The following is a 25,822-nucleotide window of genomic DNA, read 5'->3' on the forward strand; positions in this document are numbered from 1 at the left end:
GTGGCTCCGTCAGGCGGTGCGTTCGAACAACTCGCGGCCGATCAGCATGCGTCGGATCTCCGAGGTGCCCGCGCCGATCTCGTACAGCTTGGCATCGCGCCACAGGCGCCCGGTGGGGTAGTCGTTGATGTAGCCGTTGCCGCCCAGCACCTGGATCGCCTGGCCGGTGAGCCAGGTGGCTTTTTCGGCAGCATAGAGAATCGCACCGGCCGCATCCTGGCGCGTGGTCAGCCCCGCATCGCAGGCGCGCGCCACCGCATACACATACGCGCGGCAGGCATTGAGCCCGACGTACATGTCGGCCAGTTTGGCCTGCATCAGCTGGAAGGTGCCGATCGGCGCGCCAAACTGCTTGCGCTCGTGCACGTACGGCAGCACCACGTCCATCGCCGCGGCCATCAGGCCCAACGGGCCACCGGCCAGCACCACACGTTCGAAATCCAGGCCCGACATCAGCACACGCACGCCACCGTTGAGCGTGCCCAGCACATTCTCGGCCGGCACTTCGCAGTCGCTGAACACCAGCTCGCAGGTGTTGGAGCCGCGCATGCCCAGCTTGTCGAGCTTCTGCGCGGTGGAGAATCCCTTCATGCCCTTCTCGACGATGAAGGCGGTGATGCCGCGTGCGCCGGCATCCGGGTCGGTCTTGGCGTACACCACCAGCACATCGGCATCCGGGCCGTTGGTGATCCACATCTTGCTGCCGTTGAGCACATAGCGGTCGCCGCGCGCGTCGGCGCGCAGCTTCATCGACACCACATCCGAGCCGGAGCCGGCCTCGCTCATCGCCAGCGCGCCGACGTGCTCGCCGGTGCACAGCCTGGGCAGGTAGCGCTGCTTCTGCTCGGGCGTTGCGTTCTTGCGCAGCTGGTTGAGGCACAGGTTGGAATGCGCGCCGTACGACAGGCCGATCGCCCCGCCGGCGCGCGAGATTTCCTCCATCGCCACCACATGCGCCAGGTAGCCCATGCCGCTGCCGCCGTACTCTTCTTCCACGGTCAGTCCGAGCAGGCCTTGTTCGCCGAACAGGCGCCACAGCTGGGCAGGGAAGACATTGTCCTGATCGGCCGCGGCCGCGAGCGGGGCAATATGGTGGTTGGCGAAGGCCGCCACGCTTTCGCGCAGCAGATCAATGTCTTCGCCAAGCGCAAAATTCAGGGACGGCACGTGCATGGAGCGACTCCGCAGGGATCGGGATGTGCCGGATGGGAGCGGGCAGGCCGCACGGCATTTGTGCGCAGCCTAGCGGTCCGCAGTAAAAAAGTGAACTAAAATTCAACTATTGAACCAAGAATCACACCATGGCTTATCGACGCTCCGCCCTGATGGAAGAACGCCTGGCCGGCAATCGCGAGCGCATCCTGCACGCAGCCCGCGCCCTGATTGCCGAAGGCGGCTATCGCAATGCCCCGGTAACCGCCGTCGCCGCCGCAGCGGGCGTGTCCACCGGGCAGATCTATCGTCATTTCCCATCCAAGGCCGAGCTTTTCGTCGAAGTTCTCAACGAAGCGGTGCAGCGCGAGATGACCATCCTGCGCGCCATCGCCACCACCCAGGCCAGTGCTGCCGAGCGCCTGCGCAATGCGATCGCCACGTTCGTGCGGCGGGCCCTGGCCGGTCCCGCGCTGGCGTACGCCTTCATTGCCGAGCCGGTGGAAAGCGAGGTGGATGCCGAGCGCATCCGTGGCCGACGGCTGTTCGGCGAGGTGTTCCGCCAACTGCTCGCCGAAGGCGTGGCGGCCGGCGAGTTCCCGCCGCAATCGCTGGACGCGGCGGCGGCCTGCATCGTCGGCGCCTTCACCGAGGCCCTGGTGGGACCGATTGCCCCCAGTCGCAGCGATCCACAGCAGGGCGAGCAGTTGGTCGAGGCGATCTGCGGGTTCTGCCTGCGTGCACTGGGAGCGCGCCAGCCGGTGGTCTGACAGTGCACTGACCAAGCGTCAAGCTGGGCTGTCTGGATGCGGATAACTGTGCATATACTGTGCGCTCGTCCTGCTGGGAGTCGCTCGATGGTCGCCGTTCTCAATCCCCTGGCCCTGACCGAACGCCTGCGCGTGCCGGATCGCACCATCCTGTCGCCCTCGGCCATGGCCGGCCTGCTGGATCTGTCGCAACAGGAGCTGGCCGAGCTGGCCGGCGTGCATCGCAACAGCCTGCGCGTGCATCCGGAAAGCCCGCGCGTGCAGGACCTGCTGCGCAACCTGTCACGCCTGCTGGTGGCGATGACGCAAGTCCAGCCGGACGAACGCCAGGTGGTGTTCCATCTCAAGAACACCCCGATCCCCGCGTTCGAATTCGCCACCTTGCTGGAAGTGGTCAAACAGGGCCGCACCGACGATGCGCTGACCTATCTGCGCACCATCGCCTCGGGGGCCGCCGGTTGAAGCTGAGCGCCCCGGCGCACTGCACGCTGTATCGCGCCTTCACTCCGCGCTGGGCTGCCGAACCGCTGAGCGGCGCCGGTGCCGCGCGCTCGGGCGGGCGCTTCAATCGCTTCGGACAGCCGGCGCTGTATCTCTCGCTGCAGCTGGAAACCGCCGCCGCCGAATACGCGCAGGCGGCGCTGTTCCTGCCGCCATTGACCTTGGTCAGTTATGCCGCCGATCTGCCGGCGCTGGCCGATCTGCGCCTGCTCGATGCGAGCTGGGATCCGCTCTGGGCCGATTGGACCGAGGACTGGCGCAAGGCCCTGGTCAACAAGATCGAACCGGTGAGCTGGGTGCTCGGCGACCTGCTGCGCGAGGCGGAAATCCCCGGCGTGATCTTTCCCAGCATGGCGCTGCCCGATGGCATCAACGTGGTGTTGTTTTTGGACATGCTGCAGCCCGAACACGTGCTGCGTGTGCTCGACGATGGTCGCCTGCCGCGCGACGGACGCAGTTGGGGCGATCCGCCGATTGTGGCGTAGCGACGTCCTTCAGCCCCCCAACAGCTGCAGCGCACCCGCCAGCACCGGCGCAGCCACAGCCGTGGGCAGAATCAATCCACGCCGATACGGCAGCAACCACAGCGACAGCAACGCGGCGGCGCCGGTCAATGTGCCCAGCCACAGGACCGGGCCGATGCCCCAGCCTTGCGCATGTACCGCCAGGCCGAAGGTGAGCAGCAACAGCAGCCAGCCCAGCACGCGCAGTTGCCGCGAACGCGCCGCGCCCAGCGTGCGGCCACGCACTTCCTGCTGATGCTTGTCCATCGCCAGGCACAGCGCGGCGAATCCGGAAAAATTCAGCGCCAGCAACAGCCACACGCTCATGCGCTTTCCTGCATCGGCACGCTGCCTTGCGCAGGCGTCGCGGCAGTGGCGCGTGCGCGTCGCGCCGATGCCGGTTGCGGCGCCTTCCACTGCTGCAAGCGCCATCCCGCCACGCCCAGCGACACGCCAAGGAACAGGCAGACCAGATCGACCCCGGCCAACGTCCATTGCCCGGCCGGCAGCGTCACGCCCAGATGCACCTCGGTGGTGAGCGCATTGACCACCGGCACCAACGCGAACAAGGCCGCGCCCAGATACAGCTGCCAGCTCCACATCGCGCGCCGTGGCCACACGAACGCAGCCAGCAATGCAGCGGCCCAGGCGGCAAAGAACAGATTGGCCTCCATCGCCGCGCGCGCCTCCAGGCTCACCGGCAACACCCGGTTGGCCCAGAAGAAACTGGCGAAGGCGATCGGCAAGCCGGCGACCGTGCCGATGTTGAGCGCATCCACCAGCCGCAGCCCGAAGCCGATGCGTCCGGCCTTCAGGTGTTTGGGGCGTTCTTTCACCGCCCACATCACCACGCCGCTGGCCACCATCAGGCAACCGAGCAAGCCGGAGCCGAAGAATAGCGCGCGCATCCATGGCCCGGCGAAGTGGGCGATATGCAGGCCCACCATCACCCCGCGCGTCTGGCTGGCGCCACCGGGCGGTCCGCTGCGCTGCAGACGCTGGCCGCTGACCGCGTCGAACAGGATGGACGGCGCATCGGTGGAGAGATGGTTGGCCAGCTGAGTGACGCCGACCGCCGCGTGCGCATCGTTGGGTAGTGATACCGCCACGTTGCCAACCGCGCCGCCGCGCCAATCGCTGCGCGCACGCGCCACGAATTGTTCCAGCGGCAGCATGCGTGCCGGCGTGCCGGACGCTTGTCGCGTATCGGCCACCCGGTTGGCGGACTCTTCGTAGAACCGCATTTCGTTGTCGGGGTACTGTGCCTTGATGCCCCACGGCAGGTACATGAACATCAAGGTCACGATGCCGGTGTAGGTGATCATCGCGTGGTACGGCAACGCGGTCACCGCACTGACGTTGTGGAAATCCAGCCACGAACGCAGGCCCTTGCCCGGGCGAAAAGTGAAGAAATCCTTGAAGATCTTCTTGTGCGTGATCACGCCGCTGATGATCGCCACCAGCATGAACATCGCGCAGAAACCGACGATATAGCGCGACCACATCACCGGCAGATAATGCAGATCGAAATGCAGCCGGTAGAAGAATTCGCCGCCCAGGGTGTCGCGCGCGGCAATCTCCTTGCCGGTGGCCGGGTCGATGATGGCGTTGCCGTACATCTCGCGGCGGCTGGCCGGTTTGCCGTCGGCTGGCGCAGGGTTTTGCCAGTACATGCTGACCACCGGATTGCGCGTGTCCGGCAAGGTGATGTTCCAGCTCTGCGCATCGGCGGCATGCGTCTGCAGATACTGCTCGGCACTGCGCAGTGCGGTCGCGTTGCTTACCGTGGTGGTGGGCAGTTCCGGGCGCATCCAGCGGCTGATCTCGTCGCGGTAATAACTCGCCGTGCCGCCCATGAAGATCAGCAGCAACACCCAGCCCACCAGCAGCCCGGTCCAGGTGTGCAGCCACGCCATCGACTGGCGGAATCCCTGCTTCATGCCACGCCCCGCTGCAGCCATGCGGCCAGTGCGAACATCAGCGCCGCCGGCACCGCGATGCCGGCCCAGGCGCGCCACACGCTGGCGGTGGCGAAGGCCCACAGCGGCGCGCAGGCGCACACCACGATGCCGACCAGCATGCTGGTCAACACCGCCTCGCTGCGTGGCATCGGCAACACCAGCGCCAGCAGCAGGTTGGTGGCGCTGGCGAGCGCATAGCCGCCAAACATCGCCGCCAGCGTGCGCGCAAGCACGCCCAGCCAGGGACGCCTGAACCAGGGAAGCGGCAGGGACGGTGCGCTAGACATCGGATCAGCGGCGCGTGTGGCCGGCTTACTCAGCCAGGAAGGTCAACGTGCTGATGTGGTGGATCATCGCCACCTGCTTGCCGGCGATCTCACGCTTCACCGGTTCCTTGTTGGTGGCGACCAGGATATGCCGGCCGGCGCGCAGCTTGGGCAGGGTCACCTGGCCCTTGGCATCGGAGGTCAGCGTCTTCTGCCACTTCTGCGGGTCGATCACCGTTACCTCGACCTTGGGCAGCGGCTTGTTGCGATAGAGCACGGTCAGCGTATTGCTGTTGGCAGCGGTGGGCACCAGCTCGAAATCAAGCTTGGCCGACGGCGTGGCGCGCCCGGCGCGTGCGTAATAGCTCACCGTCTCGAAGCTGCCGGCCTCGCCCTTCCACGGCTCGAACACGCTGTCGTCGCTCAGCCAGGCATCGCCGCTGCCGGACAACGGCACGGTGAGGAACTCACTGCCGCGCTGCAGGGCGCCGGCCTTGCCGGCCGTGCCGAACACGGTCGGCTTGACCACGCGCTTGATCTCGTCTTCGCCATGATCCAGGGCTTCCTGCGCCGGCTCGCCGAAGTAGATGCGCACCGGGCCGCTGCCGTCGCGTTCGATCCAGATCTCGTGGGCCTGGGCAGACAGACTGATGCTGGCCAAGGCCAGGCAGGACAGCAGGAAGGATTTCATCGCGGCGACTCCTCGTAAGCGGGACCGGGCGAGGCGAGAACCGCGTCACCGTGGATTGATGGGAATGATACGCAATTCCCTCAAGCGAGACCAACGTCTCATGCGGCATTGCGGCAATTCATCCGCGTGTGCCGGCGGGCGTGCGGGCCAGAGCCATAGCGCGGCAGGGCGCAGCGCACACCGCTGGAATAACTGTCATGCACAGTGGCCAGACGGGCGCGAACTGTGCTCTATACTCCGGCGCTAGCAGAGGTCTTCGACCAACAGCCAGGGGTGAGCGCGTGCGGAATTACGACCTCGAGTTCCTGAAGAAATTCTCGATGGTGATCGGACTACTGGTGGTGATCACCCTGGGCCTGATTGCCCTGGCAGCCTATTTGCAACGCGCCATTCCTGACGAGGTCTCGCCCACCGCAGCCAAACGCGTGCAGCAACGCATCGCCCCGGCCGGCGCGGTCTATGCCGGCACCACCGGCGCGTCCGCACAGGCCGCAGCCCAGGCCGCAGCGCTGGCCAAGGCCGCCTCGCAGTCCGCCTATGGCGGCAGCACCGACGGCAAGACCATCTTCGACAACCTGTGCACCGCCTGCCACACCACCGGCGTGGGCAAGGCGCCGACGCTGGACCATGCGCACTGGGACGCGCGCATCGCCCAGGGCAAGGACACCTTGTACAAGCACGCGATCGAGGGCTACACCGGCCCGGACGGCGGCATCATGCCGCCCAAGGGCGGCAACCCGGCGCTGACCGAAGAGCAGGTGCGGGCCACGGTCGATTGGATGCTGAGCAATCTGAAGTAAGCGCCTGAAGCACAGGCAAGCGTCTGCAACAAACGGCTGAAACAGACAGCTGCAACAAGCGGCCGGCGTGCGGCCAGGCAGCAGTGTCACGCGCCAACTGGCCGCCACTCGCAGCGTTTTGTTAGCCTCTCACAACGCCTTGTCTCCACGCGCCGCCTTCGGGGCGGCGCTTGCATGTGGTCTACGTCTTTCCGGAGTGTGTCGATGTCGCGTTGCTCGCTGGTTGTGCTCGGTGTGATCGGTCTGTTGGTGCCACTGCTGGGCAGTGCCGCCGAGGGCGCGCCGCAACGTCTGTCGATCGCCGACGTGCAGGGCGAAGACACCCGTAGCCCCCACGACGGCCGTGTGGTCGAGGTGGAGGGCATCGTCACCGCCGATACGCGTACCGGCCTGGCCGGGCTGTTCGTGCAGCAGCCCGGCTTCGAGCCGCGGCGCTCGCACGGTCTGTTCGTCACCGGTGCCGGCAATGCCGAGGTGGCGGTGGGCGACCGTGTGCGCATTGTCGGCACGGTGCGCGAGGTAGCGGCAGGTGGCGAGGCGAGTCTGACCACGCTGGAGGCCAGCAGCATCGAGCGACTGGCCAGCGGCCAGCCGGTGCCGGTGCCCATGCTCAGCGGGCCGCCGGCCAACTGGGAGGCGCTGGAGGGCGAGCACGTGCGCATCGCTGCGCTGACGCTCAATGGCAGCGATCGTCTGGACACCTATGGCGAGTTGGTCGCCGCGTTCGGCGGGCGCCTGTGGCAGCCCAGCGAAGTGGCCGCCGCCGGCACCCCAGCCTTCGCACAGGTGCAGGCCGACAACGCCCGTCGCCAGGTATTGCTGGACGACGCGCGTAACGGCCGCAGCCCCAAGACGGTGGCCTATCTGCCGGCCGATCCGGTGCTACGCAGTGGCAGCCTGCTCAAGTCGGTCGACGGCATCGTCGACCAGCGCTACGACGGCAACTACCGCATCCAGGTGCTGAGTCCGTTGACGCTGCCGGCCATGCCGACCGCGGTGGCGCCGCAGGTGGGCGGCGACCTGCGTATCGCCTCGTTCAATCTGGAGAACTTCTTCAACGGCAATGGCCGCGGCGGTGGATTTCCGACCAAGCGCGGTGCGCGCACGCAGGAGCAGTTCCAGGCGCAGCTGACCAAGCTGGTGTCCACCATCGTGCCGTTGCACGCCGATGTGGCCGCGTTGATGGAGCTGGAAAACGACGGCAATGGCGCCGATGCGGCCGTGGCACAACTGGTCGCCGCGCTCAACGCGGCCGGCACCGACAAGGACTGGCAGTTCGTCGATACCGGCAGCGGCCCGGGCGATGACGCGATCCGGGTCGGCATCTTGTACCGCAGTTCGCAGGTCACCCCGGTCGGCAAGCCGGCCACGCTGACCGGCGGCCCGTTCGACAGCCATAGCCGGGTGCCGCTGGCGCAGGCGTTTCGCAGCACCCGTGGGGCAACCTTCGTGGTGGTCGCCAATCACTTCAAGTCCAAGGGTTGCGGCAGCGCCAGCGGCGCCGATGCCGACCAGCGCGATGGCCAGGCCTGCTGGAACGCCACCCGCACCGAATCGGCCAAGCGCCTGCACCAGTGGCTGCAGACCGACCCCACCGGCGCGCAGACCAAGCTGGCCGTATTGCTTGGCGATTTCAACGCCTACGCGATGGAAACGCCGATGCGCAGCCTGCGCGCCAGCGGCTGGCAGGACGCCTTTGCGGTGGCCGGCGTGAAGCAGCCCTACAGCTACGTCTACGATGGCATGAGCGGGCGGCTGGACCACGCCCTGCTCAGCCCGGCGATGGCCAAGCAACTGCGCGGCGCGGTGGAATGGCACATCAACGCCGATGTCATGGACGATGCCGGCTATGCCAAGCGCAATCTGCCCGGCCCGTGGCGCAGTTCCGACCACGACCCGGTGCTGCTGGGTTTTTCGCTGTAGCGCAGACCGGTAGTCGATCCCGATGCGCGTGTGCCATGCGTGCTGCCTGCATCGCTTGCGCGCTGATGTGCTGCCAGGAAAACAGCACTCCGCCCGCGTGGTGCCTCCCCACCTAGCTCGTGCAACGCCCCTCGCGGCGACGTAGCCGCAGATTGACCAGGTGCGTGCTGGCCAGCAGCAGGCTGCCCGTGACCGTGATCGGGGTTTCCAGAGCGCCGTCGGCCACGCCGCTTGCGCCCAGCACCAGACCGGCCAGTCCGAAGACTGCCAATGCCCACACCGGTGCGGGCAGTGCGCGGCGGCGATGGCTGCTCCACAGCGCATAGCCGCTCAGCGGCACGGCTGTTGCGGCGAACACCATATGCACCCATTCGGCCCGGCTCCACGCGCCCAGCAGCGGCAGCGCGGCGGCCAGCAATGGCAAGGCCAGGCAGTGCAGCAGGCACAGACTGGAGAGAGCGATGGCCGAGTTGTCCAGCACAGAAGCGGTAACGCGCATGGAGCGAGTCCTGTCGAGTAATTGTTATATAGTAACACTTCACTCCAGCCAGGCTCTCAGGATGTCCCTGTCCCCCAAGCGCGATTCACGCCTCCCCGTCACCGTGTTGTCCGGCTTTCTCGGCGCGGGCAAGACCACCTTGCTCAATCGCCTCCTGCACAATCGCGACGGCCTGCGCGTGGCGGTGATCGTCAACGACATGAGCGAGATCAACATCGACGCGCAACTGGTGCGCGATGGCGGCGCGGCCCTGCGACGCACCGAAGAGACGCTGGTGGAATTCAGCAATGGCTGCATCTGCTGCACGTTGCGCGATGATCTGCTGCAGGAAGTGCGGCGGCTGGCCGAGCAGAAGCGCTACGACTATCTGCTGATCGAATCGACCGGCATTGCCGAACCGATGCCGGTGGCGGCCACCTTTGCGGTGCGCGATGCCGACGGCTTCAGCCTGGCCGACATCGCCCGGCTCGACACCATGGTGACGGTGGTGGACGGCAGCCGCTTCCTGCAGGATTTCGGCTCGGCCGCCACGCTGGCCGAGCTCGGCCAGCAGGCCGGCCCGGACGATACCCGCGGGCTGGTGCAGTTGTTGGGCGAACAGGTGGAGTTCGCCGACGTGCTGGTGATCAGCAAGTGCGACCAGATCGACGCACGGCAGTTGCAACGCCTGCGCGCGGTGTTGCGTGCGCTCAATCGCGAGGCGGCGATCGTGGATGCGGCGCATGGCGAGGTGCCGCTGGGTCAGTTGCTCGACACCGGCCGCTTCGATTTCACCCGTGCGCAGCTGGCGCCGGGCTGGATGCAGGAACTACGGGGCCAGCACACGCCGGAGACCGAGCAATACGGCATCAGCAGCTTCGTCTATCGCGCACGCCGGCCGTTTCACCCGCAGCGCTTCGCGCGCATGGTGCAAGGCGGGCTGCCGCAGGTGATTCGCAGCAAGGGCTTTTTCTGGCTGGCCAGCCGCATGGATTGGGTCGGCGAATTGTCCAGCGTCGGCGGCGCGACCCAGACCAGTGCGGCCGGCTTCTGGTTCGCCGCACGCCACCGCGTGGATGCGCACGCCATCGGCGAGCCGCTGCAGACCAGCATCACGCCATTGCCGTATACCGATATCGGCTGGCAGCGCCAGCAGACGCAATGCTGGACCGCGCCGCTGCCGCAACTGCACGAGGTCGGCGATGCCAGCGAATACGCCGCGATGCAGCGGCTCTGGCACCCGCTGTGGGGCGACCGTCGCCAGGAGCTGGCGGTGATCGGCGTGGACATGGATGCGCCACGCACCCGCGCCGCGCTGGATGCCTGCCTGCTCAGCGACCACGAACTGCGCCAGGGCCCGGCGCAGTGGCAGCTGCTGGACGATCCGTTTCCGCATTGGGAGCGGTGAAGCGACTTGGTCATACTGCCAAAGTCAGCCCGCCCGCAGCCCGTATGTCATTGGCTACACGCTGTGCAAAACCTTTCGTGGCCTGCAGGATGCAAAACCACATGGGCGCCGACTGCGGTCGGCATCTGCGCTGACCGCGTGGCTGCAGGGGCGTGCCGAGTTTCGACTTTCACAAATAGCCATTGTCGATTGCCTCTTGATGATCGTTACGTTCTATGTCGTAGGACCGCTTACGCTCTTGCGCTGTGGTTGGCATCAATGACATCTGGCGCGGCGCTCCAATTTTATGCAGATGGTTGTCTGTGTGCTTGGTGATTTCCTTCAGAGAAACCAGATTCCTGTAGCCATTCATCAGGCGTCCAAGGCGCACTGCCCCGGGGGAGCGCATGGCGCCTTCTTCAAGGGACTCCAGGTACCGCTCGGCGAGTTCATAATGCTTCTTTAACAGATTCCCATCGATATTTTTATTGATGAACTCCCACAACTTGGCGCTGTTGAAGTTTATTGCCTCTGCGTTGTCTGTGACCCATGACTTGTCGCTTTCGAAGTTCGCCGCGTCTTCGGCTGTGGAGGGGCGAGTGATGGGTTTGGGTGCGGGAACGTCTTCAACTGGTGCGAGCGCGGCCAATAATGTTTCGAGCTGAGGAACGCGGCCTTGCGATAGTGCGGGTGCAACCGGTACGAGCTGTGGTGTTGGCATGGTATGCAGCGGATGCTGACTCTTATCACGTCGCATTTGCTGGGGGAGGGGGACTTGCAATTGCGTTTCCGAACGTGAATCAGACGCCGCGTGCGGCGAGCGCTGCCCATCAGCACGGCGCACATTGTTGGAAGATGCCAGTTGCACTTTCCCGGCTTCCTTCAGGGCAAGCATGTTCTGGTAACCCTGCATCATGCGCTTCAGTTGGCGCACCTTGGCAGGCGGTGCGCCGCTTTCCTTCAGACTGTCCAGGCGCCGCGCTGCGCGCGTGTAGCTTTTTTTCAGCACCTGTTCGTCAACAAACTGGAGTTGTTTCTCAAGCGATTTCAACTCGCGCTGATTATGTTCCCTGGCAAACTGCGGTATTGCGCCGGTCGTGGCGTGTGGTGCAGAGATGTCTTGCATCGGTGCGAGTGCGGCCAACAATGCATTGAGCTCGCTGTCGCGGACTTCATTGCGCTTGGCGAGCAGCGCATTACGCTGCTTTGTCACCTGCTCTTCTGCTGGCGTTGCATCGCGGCCCTCAACATACAGCTCTTGGTTGATCTCGTTGTAGCGTTTATTGATCTCCGCAAAATCCTGAGTCAAGCGGCGTAGCGAGGGTTGCCGTTCCATGCGGGCGCGCGGAGAGGCCACTGTCGACGACGCTGGCTCTACTGCAGGCGGCACAGATCCCGCGCTCCCCGCGTTGTGTCGCGGCTTCGGCTGCTGCGGGGTTTCGCGATGCCTTGCGTTGGAAATGGACGCTTGCAATCCGTGTTCGGTGCGAGGTTGCCGCTGCCGTGCCTGCTGCACATGCCCGGGTCCGGGCATGACCGGCGATGTCGCCGGTGGCGGAGAAACTATCGGGATAGGTGCCTGCCTGATCGAAGCTGGCCGCGGTATCGAGGCAGTCCGCTGTGGTTCCGGCCCTCTGACGCGCGCCGACCCGGCGGCCTGTGGAGCAGACTGCTGCTGGCGCGCATCGACATACTGCTGCGCGACATGCCTTTGCGGTGGGCGATCCTGCGTGGCCACCTGCGTCACGTAAGGCCCGGGCGCATCTGAGGTGCGCGTTGGCCGTAGCGCTGAGGAGCTCATGTGCATTGACGGCAGCTGCTTGCGCAAGGACTCGAATGATTTGCGCGCAGACGCAAGAAAGGATTGGGTAGATGTTTTCGCCGCGCCCTGCGGTTTGCTGCGCTTGTGCGCTTGAGACAGCGGATGCTGCGTGGTCGTCTCAATGTGCTTTGTGGTCGTGGTCGTGGTCGTGGTCGAGGCGGGGCTGAGCGGTTCTGGAGCGACCCGATGGCGGCTGCTCGAAAACGGATTCAGGCGCATAACGAACTCCTGTGGGTCGTACGTGCCCACAGTAGCGACCGCCTCCGATGGCGTGATGCAGGCTGCGAACCGGCGTCGCGCAAGCCGAAATGTCAGTCTCAATCGATGCGCACGCCGCAGGCGATCGCCGCGCTTGCAGACGGCGCCCTCCGCTCGGCGTCGAGGTAAACAACAACGTGGTCATGCATGTCCGTCGCCTTGCTTCCGCTGTTGGCAGACTTCCTTCAGGTCACTTATCGAAGCCGCCAGGGTGCGGTAGCGTTGCATGAGTCGTTGCAGTTTCAGGATCCGCTCGCACGGCGCAGCGCTTTCCTGCAAGCCATCCAGCTGCACTTCGGCATGCCTGAAGACCTCGGCCAGGCAGGTCGAGCGAGCCATCGCGTTCATTACCAGCGGTCGCACGTGAGCGCGCTGCATCGCATCGTTGTGCGTATTCGTCAGCTGGTCGGCTGTCGTGGTCGGGGCATCCACTTGCTCCAACGGTGCAAGTGCTTGCAGCAGAAACTCCAATTGACTATCGCGTAACCGATTGCGCCGCGCCAATAGACGATTGCGTTGATCGAGCACGCGTTGTTCCTGCGGCGTCGCCTGGCGCTCCTCAAGAAACAAGCGTGTAGTAATGGCGTGGTATTGCGGGTTGAGTTGTATCAGACGGCAGTTCATGCCTTGCAGCAGAGACCGCATCCCAGCGCGCGGCAGTCGCGCAACGCTTGGCGGTGATGCGCATGACGCAACACCAGCCAAGGACGATGATGGAAACCAGGCCTGCGCTGCCTGCTGCTGCGTCCGTTGAAGCGTGCAGGCAGGTGCCTGCTCCTGTCGTGCGGCAGCCGCATGCCGCAAATTTACGCCGCCAGCCGCTGCAGGCAGCCTGCGCGGTTGGGTAAACAACCGTGACGTGCCTGAGCCGTAGGCACCGGTTGCATCTGCGGCAGCGCTCGTTGCCCGCCGTTCTTTCAACCAGGGATTCAGCCGCATGACCCACTCCAACCGGACGACAAGCCCTGTGTGTGGTCGCTACGGTATCGAGCTTGTTTTACCGAACCCGGTACGCTGCGAACAAAGGGCCCACTAACCGAACGGCTGTTCTCAAGCGGTGTACATGCCCCATGCAATGGCGGCGATCGACGGGGCCGCCAGCAGCAGACCCACGCGTACGCGTGTACCGAGACGCTCCTTGAACCCGAGCGCGCCCACCAGCACGCCAAGGACGACCACGCCGATGTTCATGCTCGCAAAGACCGTAGCGGGGCTGTGCGGCAATGCTTGATGGGCGCGCACATAGCAAAAGATGTTGCCGAAATTGAGCATGCCCAGCAGCACGCCGGCCATGACGTTGCGGCGGTCCATCCGTACGCCGCGTGTCCAGCGCAGACCCTGTAGCAGCGACATCAGGACGAAGTCGATGGCGAAGCACAGCGTCAGTGAGGTCAGCGACGACGTACCGGCCTGCGCGATGGTCTTGAGCAACAGATCGATCAGTGCAAAGCCCATCCACACGCCCAGTAGCCACAGCCACGCAGCCGAGGGAGCCGGCGCAGCACGGTCGCGCGGATCTGCGCGTTGCACGATGCATACGATGGCCAGCAGGCCCATGCCCAGTCCAGTCAGCTTCCATCCGTTGAACGGCTCGCCGAACAGGGTGAAAGCCGCCGCCAACGACAGCAGCAACGACAAACGTTGTGCCATCTCGGTACGCACGATGCCGGCGGTGGTCACGGCGCGCGCCAGCACCATGAAGATCGACGGCAGTGAAACCGAAAGCGCCAGCAATGCTGCCCACGGTGTAGACGACGCATGCAGCGTGTCCAACGCAGGATTCAGCAACAGCCACGCCAGGACGGCAGCGGTGGCGTAGTTCCAGGTGATGGTCTGGGCAGCGTCCAGGCGATAGCGCGGCAGCAGCTTGAGGACCACCGACACCAGGACACTGCAAACGACGGCAAACAGCAGGAAATACATAGGCAACGCAACGAAGTGTGCAGGCAGGGCGATGAACGCGGCCGGCGGGGCGGCTATTATGAGGGCATGTCCAATCTCCCATTCCCCACCGAATCGGCTGCACTGACGTTGGACGGGCCGGTCGGCCCGCTCGATATCGCGGTCGATCTGCCCGAGCCCGACGTCGCCGTGCAACCGGTCACCGCCATCGTCTGCCATCCGCTCTCCACCGAGGGCGGCAGCATGCACAACAAGGTCGTCACCATGGCCGCGCGCGCGTTGCGCGAGCTGGGGATCACCGTGGTGCGCTTCAATTTCCGCAGTGTCGGCACCTCGGCCGGCAGCTTCGATCAGGGCGACGGCGAGCAGGACGATCTGCGCGCGGTTGCCGCGTGGGTGCGCAGCCAGCGCCCGGGCGACACGCTGTGGCTGGCCGGTTTCAGCTTCGGTGCCTATGTGTCGTTGCGCGCTGCCGGCTCGCTCGAACCGCAGGTGCTGATCTCGATCGCGCCACCGGCCGGGCGCTGGGATTTCAGCGACGTGCAGCCGCCGGCGCAGTGGCTGGTGATCCAGGGCGATGCCGACGAAATTGTCGACCCGCAGGCGGTGTATGCCTGGCTGGAGACCCTGGAGCAGCAGCCCGAGCTGGTCCGCATGCCTGACACCAGTCACTTTTTCCACCGCAAGTTGATCGACCTGCGCGGTGCGATCCAGCATGGTGTCCGGCGCTGGTTGCCGGCCGCCATCTGACCGCGGCATGGCCCATGCGTATCGCCCGGCGATGCGCCGTTGAGCGGGCAAGGCAGCAGCCGGCCCGCGGAGAACACGATGAGTGAGATGACCCCGTCGCAGCGCTACGCCGCCGGCGTACAACGCGGCGACTGGCGCGCCGACCCCGCGCAGCAGGCGGCGCTGGCGGAACTGGACCGTATCCACGAGGCATTGGTGGACAGCGCGCAGGACGGCTGGCTGGATCGGCTGTCGGCGCTCTGGAAAAAGCCCGAGCCGGTGCGCGGCCTGTACTTCTGGGGCGGGGTGGGGCGCGGCAAGACCTTTTTGGTCGACCTGTTCTACGACGGCCTGCCGATCAAGCAGAAGTACCGCACCCATTTCCATCGCTTCATGCGCGGGGTGCACGAGCAGTTGCGCGAGCATGCCGGGCAAAGCGATCCGCTGGCCAAGATCGCGCAGCAGTGGCGCGAGAATCTGCGCGTGCTGGTGCTGGACGAATTCTTCGTCACCGACATCGGCGATGCGATGCTGCTGGCGCGCCTGCTGGAACGCCTGTTCGCCGAAGGTGTGACCCTGGTGACCACCTCCAACACCGCGCCGGAAAACCTCTACGCCAACGGCCTGCAACGCGACAGCTTCATGCCGGCGATCGTCCTGCTGCAGAAGTTCTGCGTGGAACTCTATGCCGAAGGCACCGAAGATTACCGCATGCGCGCGCTGACGCGCTCGCCGGTGTATCGCGCGCCGCTGGATGCGCAGGCCGATGCATGGCTGACGCAACGCTGGGGCGAACTGAGCGGAAATTCCGAGGCGCGCAGCGGCAATATCGAAATCGAGGCGCGCAAGATTGCTGTGCGCGCGCGCGGCAAGAGCATCGCCTGGTTCGATTTTGCCGCGCTGTGCGAGGGCCCGCGCGGCCCCGGCGACTACATCGAGATCGCACGTGAGTTCACCACCGTGTTGCTGGGCGGCATCCCGCACTTCGACCGCATGAACGAGGACGCCGCGCGCCGCTTCGTCAATCTGATCGACGAGTTGTACGACCGCCACGTCAACCTGGTCTGCACCGCGCAAGACGCGCCGCCGGCGTTGTACAGCGGCCAGCGCCTGGCCGGCGCGTTCGAGCGCACCGCCTCGCGCCTGATCGAGATGCAGAGCGCCGACTATCTGGCGACCGCGCATCGGGCCTAGACATGCAGACGCGTCCTGGGCCCGGACGCCACAAGACCGTTGTTGCCGCTTACCCCTGCAGAAGCGGCATATGAAAAATATCGCTTGCTATTAAATAGCGTACGATGTAATTTGCAGCCATGGACACCGCCACAACCACCACTGCCCGGACCGACGCGCTGCTGCAGCTCGACAACCAGCTGTGCTTTGCGCTGTATTCGGCCAACCTGGCGATGCACAAGCTCTACCGTGGGCTGCTGAAGACGCTGGACCTGACCTATCCGCAATATCTGGTGCTGCTGGTGCTGTGGGAAACCGACGGCCGCAGCGTGTCGGAGATCGGCGAGCGCCTGTTCCTGGACTCGGCCACGCTGACGCCACTGCTCAAGCGGCTGCAGGCCGCCGGACTGGTCACCCGCACGCGCGCTGCCAGCGACGAGCGCCAGGTGATCATTGCGCTGACCGATAGCGGCCGCGCGCTGCGCGCCAAGGCCGGCGCGGTCTCCGAGCAGGTCTTCTGTGCCTCGGCGTGCTCCCTGGACGAATTGCGTCACCTCAAGCAGCAGCTGGAGACATTACGCTCCAACCTCGGCGCGGGGTGAGGTGATCAGCATTGCCCACGCGCCATGCAACATGTTGCACACGATTCAATCGTCAACGATTCATCTACATCACGCGCTGACAGCGCTCACCTGGAGAACCACCATGGCCTCACCTGAAAAAGTCCTCTACACCGCCCACGCCACTGCGACCGGTGGCCGCGAAGGCCGTGCCGTGTCTTCCGACAAGGCGCTGGACGCCAAGCTGTCCACCCCGCGTGAGCTAGGCGGCGCGGGCGGCGACGGCACCAACCCGGAGCAGCTGTTCGCTGCCGGCTACGCTGCCTGCTTCATCGGCGCGATGAAGGCTGTCGCGGGGCAAGAAAAGCTCAAGCTGCCGGGCGAAGTGAGCATCGACAGCAGCGTCGGCATCGGCCAGATTCCGGGCGGCTTCGGCATTGCCGTCGAGCTGCGCATCGCAGTGCCGGGCATGGACCAGGCCGAACTGCAGGCGCTGGTCGACAAGGCCCACCAGGTCTGCCCGTATTCCAACGCGACCCGCGGCAACATCGACGTCACCCTGACTCTGGCCTGATCCACGCCAGCATCGCCACGTCCGATACGTGGTGAAGTCAAAAACGGTCCGGCGCATGCGTCGGGCCGTTTTGTTGCAGGAGCAGGAGCGCTGCTCTGGAGAAACATAGGCGACGGCGTCGCCGACAGCGCAGTCTGGTACGTCGGCGGGACAATACGACAGACGGGTCGATGCAACCTGCGCCCGGATGCGCATGCACGCGCTGGCGATGGGCGTCACCGTGCGGCACACTGTTGCGATGACAGTGCCTGCTTCTGCGACCTCGATCGCACCCTCCTGCGCATGAGCGCAACGCGTCCCACCTTGTTGCTGCTCCCCGGTCTGCTCAACGATGCGCAGTTGTGGCACGCGCAGCGCGTGGCACTGGCCGACGTTGCCGACTGCGTGGTCGGCGACATCACCCAGGGCGAGCGCATGCGCGCGCTGGCAACACAGCTGCTGGCGCAGATGCCGCCGCGTTTTGCACTGGCGGGATTCTCGTTGGGTGGCTATGTCGCGCAGGAAATCCTGCGTATCGCACCGGAGCGTGTCGAGCGGCTGGCCTTGCTGGATACCTCCGCCCGTGCCGATGCGCCCGAGCGTGCGGCACAACGGCGCGCGCAGGAGGCGAGCGTACGTGGCGCCAGTGCCTTCCACGGATTCGGCGAACGGCTGCTGCGGCATTACGTGCACCCCTCGCGCTGGCAGGACGAGGCCTTGCTGGAGCGGGTGCGAGGCATGACCCAGCGTCTGGGCGTGGAGGTGTTTTTGCGGCAGAACCGGCTGGAGCGGGAAGACGGCCGCGCGCTGCTGCGCGCCTATGCCGGCCCGCTGCTGGTGCTGTGCGGTGAGGACGATGCGATCACTCCGCCTGCATTGCACGAGGAAATGGCCGCACTCGCAGCACAGGCGCGGCTGGTAAAAGTGCCTGCCTGCGGGCATCTGTCGCCACTGGAGCAGCCGCAGGAGGTATCGGATGCGCTACGGCAATGGTTGCTCGCCTGACACTGCGATAGCCGATGTGTAGTTGCGCTTGCAATGCCGCTTGCAATGTATCGTCGCGGTCAGTGCGCCGCCGTCACCACAACACCGTTGGACACCGGCGCATCGGATTGGTCTTTTTCGTCTTTGTGCTGGCGCGTGTTGAGTTCCAGCATCTGCAGCCGCTCGCCCTGGAAGCGATATTCCAGCGCCTGCTGCAGCCCATACAGTGCCTGCGCCTGCGTGCACAGGGTCTGTGCCTGCGCTTCCAGCGCCTGACTGCGGGCCTGCATCTGCTGCTCCATGCGCGCGTCAAGTTGCTCGCCACGTCGCTCCAGCTGCGTAGCGCGTCCGGTCATCACTGTCCACATGACGCTGCGGGTCAGGCTGCCGGCCAGGTCGTCGGCAGCGCGTTCGACACTGGCCTGGAAACGTTCGTCGAACAGCGCCTGTTCCCAGCGCCCACGCCCCAGCGTGGCATCGACCTGCGCAAGCGCAGTGCCGCGCAGGCGCTCGACCTTGCGCTCCTGGCGCGTGCTGTCGGTGAGCATCTGCACCACTCCGGCCAGTGCGTCGAAGCTGATATCGACCACCGAGCGGGCAATGGCGGTTACCGCCGGCATCAGTGCGCGGGCACCTTGCTCGAGGTCGCGCAGGCGTTGCGCATCGGCAGCGCTGACGGGTTGGGGTTGGCGATCGATGTTGAGCTCGCCACCGTGGAAGAAAATCTCGCGCGGCACGCCTTGCTTGCGACGCAGCCAGATGCCGCCGCTGTCGGCCAGCACGTCGTAGGAGGTACTGACCTCGCACTGCTCGGCGGACACCTGCGGCCTGGCGGTTGCGGCCTGTGCGCTACAGGCCGCCAGCAGCAGGAGCGGGGCCAGGACGGTGGGCAAGCGCATAACGGATGCCTGGGAGTCGGGGATGCGGCAGCATGGCGCGCGGCTGCGCGCCTTGCCATGGGCAGGAAGTCAGGGTGCCGCGGCGGCGGCCGGGGCCTATGGCGCACCGCGTGAGCGTGGTCGAGCATCGGCGCGCCGACATCTTTCAAACGTTTGGCTCACTTGATACTCACGGTGTATGGTGTGAATTATGTTGCACAGCAGCATCGGAGCTCAGCAATGCGCGACTCACGCATCGACAAGGTTGATCTGGCACTCACCGAGATTGCCAAGGACCCATCGGAGAAGGTGGCGCTGTGGCAGTGGGCGTGCCGCGAGATGCTGCACGAGACGCTGATCGGCATGCACCAGCTCTCGCATCTGGCCGGCATCTCCCAGCAGGTTGCCAACGATTGGCGCGCACCGGTGGACGTGATTGCACCGGAAAAGCCGTACCTGGCCGCGTCCGCCCTGGCCGACCGCCGTCTGCCGCAGGTGCTCGATGGCCTGGGCAATACCCACGACGACAACGACCGCGCCACGCTGTGGCGGCTGCGCTACGCCAGCCTGATCGCCGCCACCTTGCAGGGCATGCAGGCGCTGGCCGACAAGCACCGCATCGATCGCTAGGCGATGGCGCTGGGGCAGTGAGCTGAGGCGCTGCGCGGCCGCACGGGCTGCGCAGTGGTCGCAGTGGTCACGTTACGTCAGGACGCTCGCTTCAATGCCGGACCGCGGCTTCTTCCAGATCGCGCCAGGCATGTCGCACGATCCAGCGCGCCTGGTCCCAGGGCACCGACAGCATCGGTCGATAGTGGTAATAGCCGTCCTGCAGCACGCGATACAGCTGTGCTTCGGTCGCGCGCGGATAGGCCAGATAGATGTCGTAGCCGAGCGTCAGTAACCGGGCGTAATCGGCAAAGGCGTAGCCACCCAGATGGCCTTCGGCGTGGACATTGCGCCAGTAGGCGATCTCTGTGTCGAGATTGACGGTGCGGCGGGTCAAGACGGATGCGCTGTGCATGGGTAGGACTCCGTTGCCGAGGCTACCCCCCTGTGCCTGGCACCGTAGCAGCGCGTGCCGTGTGCAACCAGCACGCGACGACGAGCGGTCGCCGCGGGTGGCTGCGCCACGGACCGGACAGCGCCGAGCCGTGGCCACACCGGGACCTCAATCCCAGTCGGGTGCGATCGCCTTCGGATTGGCCAGGCGCTGACCGCGGTCCAGTGCGGCGATCTCGGCCATATCCTGCTCGCTCAACCGCAGCGTCTGCGCCTTGAGATTGCTTTCAAGATTGTCGCGCTTGGTCGAGGACGGAATCACCGAATACCCTTGCTGCAATGCCCAGGCAAGGGTGACCTGCGCCGGAGTGGCGTCGTGGCGCGCGGCGATCGCCTGGATCACAGGATCCTTCAGCACCTCGCCCACGGCCAGTGTCATGTACGAGGTGACATGGATGCCTTGCTCGCGCAAAAACGCGATCAGGGTGCGGTTCTGCAGGTACGGATGCACTTCGATCTGATTGGTGGCGATGGTATCGGCCCCCAGGATCTCGATGGCCTGCCTGATCAGCGCGATGGTGAAATTGGACACACCGATCGCACGGGTCAGACCCTGCTGCCGGGCCTCGTTCAAGGCTTCCAGGTAGTCGCGCATCGGCACCTGATCCTTGGGCGAAGGCCAGTGGATCAGGGTCAGATCGACATGGTCGGTGCCCAGTTTACGCAGGCTTTCCTGCAGGCTGGGCAGCAAGGCGCTGCGCTCGAACTTGTCGACCCAGATCTTGGTGGTCAGGTACAGCTGGTCGCGCGGCAACCCGGAGGCGGCGATGGCCTGGCCGACCTGCTCTTCGTTGTCGTAGATCTGCGCGGTATCGACGGCGCGGTAGCCCAACTCCAGTGCGTTGCGCACCGAGTCGATGACGACCTGGTCCTTGAGACGGAAGGTGCCGAGGCCGAATGCGGGGACTGTCATTGTGTTCCTTTGGTAATCGGGAATGGGGAATCGTAAAAGCGGGGAGCGTATTTGGCGCTGCGAGTCGAGCTAGTCGAGGGCGACGACGGCCTTGCCGAAGTTCTCGCCGCGCAGCAGGCTGATTAGGCCCTGCGGGGCACTGTCCAGGCCGTGCAGGACGTGTTCGCGGTACTGGATCTGGCCCTCGCGCAGCCACTGGCCCATCTCGCGCAGGAAGGCGGGCATCAGGCGGATGAAGTCGTGCTGGATGAAGCCGCGCACGGTCAGTCGTTTGCGCAGCACCTGGCCCATGAACTCCGGCAGGCGATCCGGCCCCGGCAAGGCCTGGCCGCGGCTGTTGTAGGTGGCGATCACGCCGCAGACCGGGATGCGCGCGAAGTCGTTCAATTGCGGCAATACCGCGTCGAAGACCTTGCCGCCGACATTCTCGAAGTAGATGTCGATCCCGTCCGGCGTGGCCGCGCGCAATTGCTCGGCAAAGTCGTCGGCGCGATGGTCCAGCGCCACATCCACGCGCAGCACCTCGCGCAGATACCGCACCTTTTCCTCGCCACCGGCGATGGCCACCACGCGCAGGCCCTGCAAGCGCGCCAGCTGGGCCACGGTGGCGCCGACCGGCCCGCTGGCTGCCGCCACCACCAGGGTTTCGCCGGCCTGCGGCTTGCCGATTTCGTGCAGGCCGGCGTAGGCGGTGAAGCCAGGCATGCCGTACACACCGAGCGCGGTGCTGAGCGGCAGGGCGTCGTCCTTGGGCAGCTTGCGCAACGGCGTTGTGGGCGTGAGCAGGCTATGGCTCTGCCAACCGCCGGGCAGCACCAGCAAGTCGCCGGGCTGATAGCCGGCATGGTGCGATTCGAGCACTTCGCCGACGGTGCCGCCTTCCATCACTGCGTCGATCTCCACCGGTGCGGCGTAGGACGGACCTTCGTCCATGCGTCCGCGCATGTACGGGTCCAGCGACAGGAAGCGGTTACGCACCAGGATCTGCTCGTGCCCGGTGGGTGGCAATGCAACTTCTTCAATGCGGAAATTGTCGGCGCTCGGCTCGCCGTGCGGGCGTGAGGCCAGCACGATGCGGCGGTTGGTGATCGATGTCATGGGATTCCTTGCGGAAAGGGCCGCGCGTACGCGGCCGGAAGGCACAGCCGCGCTGGCGGCTGCGCGCGGGAAGACGTCTGTCCGTCTTTGCAATGCGAGCGTGCTGCGAACCGATGCGTCAGGCCGCGTCAGCCGGCTCGGGGGCGCTTGCGGCATCGAGCTGTGCGATCTGATCGGCGCTCAGCGATACCTGCGCGGCGGCCAGCACATCGTGCAATTGGGTCACGCTGGTGGCACTGACGATCGGTGCGGTCAGGCCCGGTCGTGCGATCAGCCAGGCCAGTGCGATCTGGGCCGGCGTCGCGTTGTGAGTGACCGCCAGATCGTCCAGCGCCTGCAGGATGCGCAGACCGCGCGGATTGACGTATTGCTTGACTACCGAGGCGCCGCGCGCGCTGCTCTTGCCGGCATCGTCGGCGCTGCGGTATTTGCCGGTCAGAAAGCCGCTGGCCAGCGAGTAGTAGCTGATCACGCCGAGCTCGCGTTCGCGCACCAACGCCTCCAGCTCGGCTTCATAGCCGGCGCGGTCGTAGAGGTTGTATTCCGGTTGCAGGCTTTCGTAACGCGGCAGCTTGTACTGCTCGGAAACATCCAGGGCATCGCGCAGGCGGGCGGCGCTGTAGTTGGACGCGCCGATCGCGCGCACCTTGCCCTGTTCGATCAAGCGGCCGAACGCGGCCAGCGTGGCTTCCAGCGGAATCGATGCGTCGTCTTCGTGCGCCTGGTACAGATCGATCACATCGGTCTGCAGACGGCTGAGCGAATCTTCCACGGCAGCGGCGATATTCTCCGGCGACAGGCCCGGATGCTCGCTCCACTTTGCCACCTTGGTGGCGATCAACACCTTGTCGCGTTTGCCGCTGCGTGCGAGCCAGCGCCCGATGATGGTTTCCGACTCGCCACCGCGATTGCCCGGCACCCAGCCGGAGTACGCATCGGCGGTGTCGATCAGATTGAAACCTGCATCGACGAAGGCATCGAGCAACGCAAACGAGGTCGCCTCGTCGGCGCTCCAGCCAAACACGTTGCCACCGAACACGATCGGTTGAACCTGCAGGCCGGAGCGGCCTAGCGCGCGGGAATGGGTCATCACGGATGCTCCTGATTCGAACTGCCGACAGGATAGTCATGCGTGCCGATGTTGCGTGTGACACCTGCGTGGATTCTGCGTTCCGCAGATCGCCCTCATCGACTCACGTCATTTGAACATGTCGCTTGCCGCCTGGTGCGGCGCGTCATGCGGCGCCTTGATCCATGCACATGGCAGGCTTCGGGCCGCATGCTAGGCTCGCGCTACTTTTTCCCGCAAAGGGCGCTGCGATGATCCGCAACAAGCTGGTGTGTGCATGTGTGGTGGGGATGGCAGTGGCGATGAGCGCGCCACTGGCAATGGCCATGAAACCGGCCGATAGCGCAAGCCTGCCGGCGCCCGACGCGGCGCTGCAGAAAGCCATCGACGGCACCTGGCGCGATCGTGTCTACGTGCAGCGCGATGTCTACCGTCATCCGGGCCAGACGCTGGCGTTCTTCGGCATCAAGCCGACCCAGACCGTCATCGAAATCACGCCGGGCGGCGGCTGGTACTCGGAAATCCTGGCGCCCTACCTGCGCGACAAGGGCAAGTACGTGGCGGCAGTGGTCGACCCGGCCGCCGTGCCGGAAGGCCGTGGCCGCGACTCGGCGCAGCGCGGGCGCGACGAGCTGGAGAAGAAGTTTGCCGCCAAGCCGGAGGTGTACGGCAAGCCGTCGTTCGTCTCCTATGTGCCCAAGACGCCCTCGTTCGGCGTGGACAACTCGGCCGATCTGGTGCTCACCTTCCGCAACGTGCACAACTGGCGCATGGCCGGCAATGCCGAGGCGATGTTTGCCGGCTTCTACAAGGTGCTCAAGCCCGGCGGTGTGCTTGGCGTGGTCGAGCACCGCGCCAAGGCCGACGTGCCGGCCGACGACAAGAGCGGCTATGTCGGCCAGGCGCAGTTGATTGCGATGGCCGAAGCGGCCGGATTCAAGCTGGCCGGCAAGAGCGAGGTCAACGCCAATCCGCGCGATACCAAGGACTATCCCGGTGGCGTGTGGACCCTGCCGCCGAGCAACAGCCACGACAAGGCCGACGATGCCAAGTACAAGGCGATCGGCGAGAGTGACCGCATGACCTTGAAGTTCGTCAAGCAGTGAGGCACCGCCTGCATGCCGACGCATCGCGCGTCGGCATGCAGGCCTTTGGCGGTCCGCTGCGGCGCGTCGATGCTGGGATGACGCGCGGCATCCGATGACGGCGCGAGCAGGCGCACGGCCGCACGACCGGCGCGGGTAGCGCAATGACGGCCAGCCAGACCGACGCTGCGGCGTTTGCACGCAGCACGCCAACGTTGCAGAACCGCCCGCGTCGCGATGCTCGCTGCGTCAGCGTTCAACGCCGTTGCAGGCAGCATCACATCGCCTGTCGCTGGTGGCGTGACCTCTTCAACCCGGTGCACGACCCACGCGCCACGCGCGTGGCCTGCAACGACCTTGCGCAACAGGATTGGCATGTTGGTGTTGTTGAACAAACCCTATGGCGTGCTGTCACAATTCAGCGACCGCTCGCAGCCGCCCAAACGGACGCTGGCCGAATTCGGCCTGCCGGCCGATGTCTATGCGGCCGGTCGACTGGATCACGACAGCGAAGGCCTGTTGCTGCTGACCGACGATGGCGCACTGGCGCACCGCCTGACCGACCCGCGCCACAAGCAACCCAAGACCTACTGGGTGCAGGTGGAAGGCGAGCCGGCGCCTGCGCAACTGCAGGCCTTGCGCGATGGCGTGCTGCTCAACGACGGCCCGACCCGTCCGGCCAAGGTGCGCAGGCTCGACCCGGCACCGGACCTGTGGCCCCGCGATCCGCCGGTGCGGGTCCGCAAGACCGTGCCCGATGCCTGGCTGGAACTGCAGATCACCGAAGGCCGCAATCGCCAGGTGCGGCGCATGACCGCCTCGGTCGGTCTCCCGACCCTGCGTCTGATCCGCGTGGCGATCGGCGACTGGACACTGGATGCGCTTGCGCCCGGCCAGTGGCATATTGCACAAACGCATGCCGCGCGCCCGACCAGGACGCGACGCTGAGCCCGATGCATCCGGTACGGCGGTCGCTTCACCGCACGCGACGCGGAATTGCTGCATTCGGTCCACCGGTCGCTTTGCCGCACCGCCCATGCAGCATTACCCGCTGGATTGGTAACGCAAGCAGAGATGGGACGGTTGCGTGTCTGGATGGCCGATCCACTCCAACGATGCGTCGACCCGCTGTGCTTCAGGACATGCATGGATGACAGGGGCGCGAGTGCGAAAAGGCAACGCGATTACACGCGATCGTTAATGGCCCCGGACCCGCACATGTTGTGCCGCATTCTTCGACCACGCGCGTGGGTGTCGATGACTTAAGGATTTGATAGTCACACCGATCGTCGTCCACAAACAAA

The 25,822-nt window shown here is 65.5% G+C and carries 28 protein-coding genes; 14 read left to right on the plus strand and 14 right to left on the minus strand.

The window, feature by feature from the left end; genetic code table 11:
• Positions 1-9 precede the first annotated feature (9 nt).
• Entirely contained in the window at positions 10-1,173 is a 1,164-nt protein-coding gene (locus LL972_RS03600) for an isovaleryl-CoA dehydrogenase (protein ID WP_228326426.1), read from the minus strand.
• A gap of 128 nt (positions 1,174-1,301) precedes the next feature.
• Between LL972_RS03600 and LL972_RS03605 the strand changes: the two genes are divergently transcribed.
• From LL972_RS03605 to LL972_RS03615, 3 genes are all read left to right on the plus strand, one after another.
• Complete coding sequence (locus tag LL972_RS03605) at positions 1,302-1,922, plus strand: TetR/AcrR family transcriptional regulator (protein WP_228326427.1); 621 nt, start codon at positions 1,302-1,304, stop codon at positions 1,920-1,922.
• 87 nt (positions 1,923-2,009) lie between these two features.
• Positions 2,010-2,384, plus strand: coding sequence for a DNA-binding protein (locus tag LL972_RS03610; RefSeq protein ID WP_228326428.1), 375 nt, complete (start codon positions 2,010-2,012; stop codon positions 2,382-2,384).
• Positions 2,381-2,908, plus strand: a complete 528-nt coding sequence (locus LL972_RS03615; protein ID WP_228326429.1) for an RES family NAD+ phosphorylase — start codon at positions 2,381-2,383, stop codon at positions 2,906-2,908. Before LL972_RS03610 ends, LL972_RS03615 begins: the two co-directional genes overlap by 4 nt.
• A 9-nt stretch (positions 2,909-2,917) precedes the next feature.
• Here the strand turns inward: LL972_RS03615 and LL972_RS03620 are convergent, their stop codons facing one another.
• The 4 genes from LL972_RS03620 to LL972_RS03635 are packed head-to-tail and all read right to left on the minus strand — an operon-like array spanning position 2,918 to position 5,844.
• Positions 2,918-3,253: a DUF3325 domain-containing protein gene (locus LL972_RS03620; RefSeq protein ID WP_228326430.1), complete on the minus strand. Its 336-nt coding sequence runs from the start codon at positions 3,251-3,253 to the stop codon at positions 2,918-2,920.
• Positions 3,250-4,866 (minus strand): PepSY-associated TM helix domain-containing protein, encoded by a 1,617-nt coding sequence (locus LL972_RS03625; protein ID WP_228326431.1) that lies wholly within the window; start codon positions 4,864-4,866, stop codon positions 3,250-3,252. Before LL972_RS03625 ends, LL972_RS03620 begins: the two co-directional genes overlap by 4 nt.
• Positions 4,863-5,174 (minus strand): DUF3649 domain-containing protein, encoded by a 312-nt coding sequence (locus LL972_RS03630; RefSeq protein WP_228326432.1) that lies wholly within the window; start codon positions 5,172-5,174, stop codon positions 4,863-4,865. Before LL972_RS03630 ends, LL972_RS03625 begins: the two co-directional genes overlap by 4 nt.
• 25 nt (positions 5,175-5,199) lie before the next feature.
• Positions 5,200-5,844, minus strand: a complete 645-nt coding sequence (locus tag LL972_RS03635) for a DUF4198 domain-containing protein (protein ID WP_228326433.1) — start codon at positions 5,842-5,844, stop codon at positions 5,200-5,202.
• A 281-nt stretch (positions 5,845-6,125) separates the two neighbouring features.
• Between LL972_RS03635 and LL972_RS03640 the strand changes: the two genes are divergently transcribed.
• Both LL972_RS03640 and LL972_RS03645 read left to right on the plus strand, forming a co-directional pair.
• Positions 6,126-6,644: a c-type cytochrome gene (locus tag LL972_RS03640; protein WP_016902056.1), complete on the plus strand. Its 519-nt coding sequence runs from the start codon at positions 6,126-6,128 to the stop codon at positions 6,642-6,644.
• Between the two features lie 204 nt (positions 6,645-6,848).
• A complete protein-coding gene (locus LL972_RS03645) occupies positions 6,849-8,567 on the plus strand; it encodes an ExeM/NucH family extracellular endonuclease (protein WP_228326434.1) in 1,719 nt (572 codons plus the stop codon).
• A gap of 112 nt (positions 8,568-8,679) precedes the next feature.
• Here LL972_RS03645 and LL972_RS03650 read toward each other — a convergent pair whose 3' ends face one another.
• Positions 8,680-9,066: a MerC domain-containing protein gene (locus tag LL972_RS03650; protein WP_228326435.1), complete on the minus strand. Its 387-nt coding sequence runs from the start codon at positions 9,064-9,066 to the stop codon at positions 8,680-8,682.
• A 61-nt stretch (positions 9,067-9,127) separates the two neighbouring features.
• Between LL972_RS03650 and LL972_RS03655 the strand changes: the two genes are divergently transcribed.
• The gene (locus LL972_RS03655) at positions 9,128-10,453 is read left to right on the plus strand and encodes a GTP-binding protein (protein ID WP_228326436.1); all 1,326 of its coding nucleotides are present in this window, start codon (positions 9,128-9,130) and stop codon (positions 10,451-10,453) included.
• A gap of 169 nt (positions 10,454-10,622) precedes the next feature.
• On the opposite strand, the gene LL972_RS03660 is transcribed toward LL972_RS03655, so the two are convergent.
• From LL972_RS03660 to LL972_RS03670, 3 genes are all read right to left on the minus strand, one after another.
• Positions 10,623-11,768, minus strand: coding sequence for a hypothetical protein (locus tag LL972_RS03660; RefSeq protein ID WP_228326437.1), 1,146 nt, complete (start codon positions 11,766-11,768; stop codon positions 10,623-10,625).
• Positions 11,769-12,653: 885 nt separating this feature from the next.
• Positions 12,654-13,451, minus strand: a complete 798-nt coding sequence (locus LL972_RS03665; protein WP_228326438.1) for a hypothetical protein — start codon at positions 13,449-13,451, stop codon at positions 12,654-12,656.
• Positions 13,452-13,562: 111 nt separating this feature from the next.
• Positions 13,563-14,435 carry a hypothetical protein gene (locus LL972_RS03670; protein WP_228326439.1) on the minus strand — a complete coding sequence of 291 codons (873 nt, stop codon included), beginning with the start codon at positions 14,433-14,435 and terminating at the stop codon, positions 13,563-13,565.
• Between the two features lie 66 nt (positions 14,436-14,501).
• Here LL972_RS03670 and LL972_RS03675 point away from each other — a divergent pair, with 66 nt between their 5' ends.
• From LL972_RS03675 to LL972_RS03695, 5 genes are all read left to right on the plus strand, one after another.
• Entirely contained in the window at positions 14,502-15,164 is a 663-nt protein-coding gene (locus tag LL972_RS03675; protein ID WP_228326440.1) for an alpha/beta hydrolase, read from the plus strand.
• Positions 15,165-15,242: 78 nt separating this feature from the next.
• Positions 15,243-16,337 carry a cell division protein ZapE gene (zapE, locus tag LL972_RS03680; RefSeq protein WP_228326441.1) on the plus strand — a complete coding sequence of 365 codons (1,095 nt, stop codon included), beginning with the start codon at positions 15,243-15,245 and terminating at the stop codon, positions 16,335-16,337.
• 119 nt (positions 16,338-16,456) lie between these two features.
• Positions 16,457-16,918 carry a MarR family winged helix-turn-helix transcriptional regulator gene (locus LL972_RS03685; protein ID WP_228326442.1) on the plus strand — a complete coding sequence of 154 codons (462 nt, stop codon included), beginning with the start codon at positions 16,457-16,459 and terminating at the stop codon, positions 16,916-16,918.
• 103 nt (positions 16,919-17,021) lie between these two features.
• Positions 17,022-17,450, plus strand: a complete 429-nt coding sequence (locus LL972_RS03690) for an organic hydroperoxide resistance protein (protein ID WP_104534338.1) — start codon at positions 17,022-17,024, stop codon at positions 17,448-17,450.
• 282 nt (positions 17,451-17,732) lie between these two features.
• Complete coding sequence (locus LL972_RS03695) at positions 17,733-18,434, plus strand: alpha/beta fold hydrolase (protein ID WP_228326443.1); 702 nt, start codon at positions 17,733-17,735, stop codon at positions 18,432-18,434.
• Between the two features lie 59 nt (positions 18,435-18,493).
• On the opposite strand, the gene LL972_RS03700 is transcribed toward LL972_RS03695, so the two are convergent.
• Complete coding sequence (locus tag LL972_RS03700; protein ID WP_228326444.1) at positions 18,494-19,312, minus strand: DUF2884 family protein; 819 nt, start codon at positions 19,310-19,312, stop codon at positions 18,494-18,496.
• Positions 19,313-19,531: 219 nt separating this feature from the next.
• Between LL972_RS03700 and LL972_RS03705 the strand changes: the two genes are divergently transcribed.
• A complete protein-coding gene (locus tag LL972_RS03705; protein WP_228326445.1) occupies positions 19,532-19,921 on the plus strand; it encodes a hypothetical protein in 390 nt (129 codons plus the stop codon).
• 91 nt (positions 19,922-20,012) lie between these two features.
• On the opposite strand, the gene LL972_RS03710 is transcribed toward LL972_RS03705, so the two are convergent.
• The 4 genes from LL972_RS03710 to LL972_RS03725 all read right to left on the minus strand — a co-directional run bounded on the left by LL972_RS03710 (position 20,013) and on the right by LL972_RS03725 (position 23,454).
• Complete coding sequence (locus tag LL972_RS03710) at positions 20,013-20,315, minus strand: hypothetical protein (RefSeq protein WP_228326446.1); 303 nt, start codon at positions 20,313-20,315, stop codon at positions 20,013-20,015.
• A gap of 147 nt (positions 20,316-20,462) precedes the next feature.
• A complete protein-coding gene (dkgB, locus tag LL972_RS03715; protein WP_228326447.1) occupies positions 20,463-21,266 on the minus strand; it encodes a 2,5-didehydrogluconate reductase DkgB in 804 nt (267 codons plus the stop codon).
• A gap of 69 nt (positions 21,267-21,335) precedes the next feature.
• Positions 21,336-22,364: an NADP-dependent oxidoreductase gene (locus LL972_RS03720; RefSeq protein ID WP_228326448.1), complete on the minus strand. Its 1,029-nt coding sequence runs from the start codon at positions 22,362-22,364 to the stop codon at positions 21,336-21,338.
• Between the two features lie 118 nt (positions 22,365-22,482).
• Positions 22,483-23,454 carry an aldo/keto reductase gene (locus tag LL972_RS03725; protein ID WP_228326449.1) on the minus strand — a complete coding sequence of 324 codons (972 nt, stop codon included), beginning with the start codon at positions 23,452-23,454 and terminating at the stop codon, positions 22,483-22,485.
• 230 nt (positions 23,455-23,684) lie between these two features.
• On the opposite strand from LL972_RS03725, the gene LL972_RS03730 reads away from it, so the two are divergent.
• Both LL972_RS03730 and LL972_RS03735 read left to right on the plus strand, forming a co-directional pair.
• Complete coding sequence (locus tag LL972_RS03730) at positions 23,685-24,539, plus strand: class I SAM-dependent methyltransferase (protein ID WP_228326450.1); 855 nt, start codon at positions 23,685-23,687, stop codon at positions 24,537-24,539.
• A gap of 354 nt (positions 24,540-24,893) precedes the next feature.
• Positions 24,894-25,466 (plus strand): pseudouridine synthase, encoded by a 573-nt coding sequence (locus LL972_RS03735; RefSeq protein WP_228326451.1) that lies wholly within the window; start codon positions 24,894-24,896, stop codon positions 25,464-25,466.
• Positions 25,467-25,822 lie beyond the last annotated feature (356 nt).

The organism is Xanthomonas campestris pv. asclepiadis, assembly GCF_020784175.1.
Lineage (GTDB): Bacteria > Pseudomonadota > Gammaproteobacteria > Xanthomonadales > Xanthomonadaceae > Xanthomonas > Xanthomonas campestris_D.

What these genes read in the sequence shown, in the direction of transcription:
- LL972_RS03685 (WP_228326442.1), top strand. Translation starts at nt 16,457, where the DNA reads ATGGACACCGCCACAACCACCACTGCCCGGACCGACGCGCTGCTGCAG.
- LL972_RS03620 (WP_228326430.1), bottom strand. Translation starts at nt 3,253, where the DNA reads ATGAGCGTGTGGCTGTTGCTGGCGCTGAATTTTTCCGGATTCGCCGCG.
- LL972_RS03635 (WP_228326433.1), bottom strand. Translation starts at nt 5,844, where the DNA reads ATGAAATCCTTCCTGCTGTCCTGCCTGGCCTTGGCCAGCATCAGTCTG.
- LL972_RS03675 (WP_228326440.1), top strand. Translation starts at nt 14,502, where the DNA reads ATGTCCAATCTCCCATTCCCCACCGAATCGGCTGCACTGACGTTGGAC.
- LL972_RS03665 (WP_228326438.1), bottom strand. Translation starts at nt 13,451, where the DNA reads ATGCGGCTGAATCCCTGGTTGAAAGAACGGCGGGCAACGAGCGCTGCC.
- dkgB (WP_228326447.1), bottom strand. Translation starts at nt 21,266, where the DNA reads ATGACAGTCCCCGCATTCGGCCTCGGCACCTTCCGTCTCAAGGACCAG.
- LL972_RS03650 (WP_228326435.1), bottom strand. Translation starts at nt 9,066, where the DNA reads ATGCGCGTTACCGCTTCTGTGCTGGACAACTCGGCCATCGCTCTCTCC.
- zapE (WP_228326441.1), top strand. Translation starts at nt 15,243, where the DNA reads ATGAGTGAGATGACCCCGTCGCAGCGCTACGCCGCCGGCGTACAACGC.
- LL972_RS03610 (WP_228326428.1), top strand. Translation starts at nt 2,010, where the DNA reads ATGGTCGCCGTTCTCAATCCCCTGGCCCTGACCGAACGCCTGCGCGTG.
- LL972_RS03625 (WP_228326431.1), bottom strand. Translation starts at nt 4,866, where the DNA reads ATGAAGCAGGGATTCCGCCAGTCGATGGCGTGGCTGCACACCTGGACC.
- LL972_RS03695 (WP_228326443.1), top strand. Translation starts at nt 17,733, where the DNA reads ATGAGCGCAACGCGTCCCACCTTGTTGCTGCTCCCCGGTCTGCTCAAC.
- LL972_RS03730 (WP_228326450.1), top strand. Translation starts at nt 23,685, where the DNA reads ATGATCCGCAACAAGCTGGTGTGTGCATGTGTGGTGGGGATGGCAGTG.
- LL972_RS03655 (WP_228326436.1), top strand. Translation starts at nt 9,128, where the DNA reads ATGTCCCTGTCCCCCAAGCGCGATTCACGCCTCCCCGTCACCGTGTTG.
- LL972_RS03705 (WP_228326445.1), top strand. Translation starts at nt 19,532, where the DNA reads ATGCGCGACTCACGCATCGACAAGGTTGATCTGGCACTCACCGAGATT.
- LL972_RS03660 (WP_228326437.1), bottom strand. Translation starts at nt 11,768, where the DNA reads ATGGAACGGCAACCCTCGCTACGCCGCTTGACTCAGGATTTTGCGGAG.
- LL972_RS03725 (WP_228326449.1), bottom strand. Translation starts at nt 23,454, where the DNA reads ATGACCCATTCCCGCGCGCTAGGCCGCTCCGGCCTGCAGGTTCAACCG.
- LL972_RS03735 (WP_228326451.1), top strand. Translation starts at nt 24,894, where the DNA reads ATGTTGGTGTTGTTGAACAAACCCTATGGCGTGCTGTCACAATTCAGC.
- LL972_RS03700 (WP_228326444.1), bottom strand. Translation starts at nt 19,312, where the DNA reads ATGCGCTTGCCCACCGTCCTGGCCCCGCTCCTGCTGCTGGCGGCCTGT.
- LL972_RS03710 (WP_228326446.1), bottom strand. Translation starts at nt 20,315, where the DNA reads ATGCACAGCGCATCCGTCTTGACCCGCCGCACCGTCAATCTCGACACA.
- LL972_RS03600 (WP_228326426.1), bottom strand. Translation starts at nt 1,173, where the DNA reads ATGCACGTGCCGTCCCTGAATTTTGCGCTTGGCGAAGACATTGATCTG.
- LL972_RS03645 (WP_228326434.1), top strand. Translation starts at nt 6,849, where the DNA reads ATGTCGCGTTGCTCGCTGGTTGTGCTCGGTGTGATCGGTCTGTTGGTG.
- LL972_RS03690 (WP_104534338.1), top strand. Translation starts at nt 17,022, where the DNA reads ATGGCCTCACCTGAAAAAGTCCTCTACACCGCCCACGCCACTGCGACC.
- LL972_RS03605 (WP_228326427.1), top strand. Translation starts at nt 1,302, where the DNA reads ATGGCTTATCGACGCTCCGCCCTGATGGAAGAACGCCTGGCCGGCAAT.
- LL972_RS03720 (WP_228326448.1), bottom strand. Translation starts at nt 22,364, where the DNA reads ATGACATCGATCACCAACCGCCGCATCGTGCTGGCCTCACGCCCGCAC.
- LL972_RS03630 (WP_228326432.1), bottom strand. Translation starts at nt 5,174, where the DNA reads ATGTCTAGCGCACCGTCCCTGCCGCTTCCCTGGTTCAGGCGTCCCTGG.
- LL972_RS03670 (WP_228326439.1), bottom strand. Translation starts at nt 14,435, where the DNA reads ATGTATTTCCTGCTGTTTGCCGTCGTTTGCAGTGTCCTGGTGTCGGTG.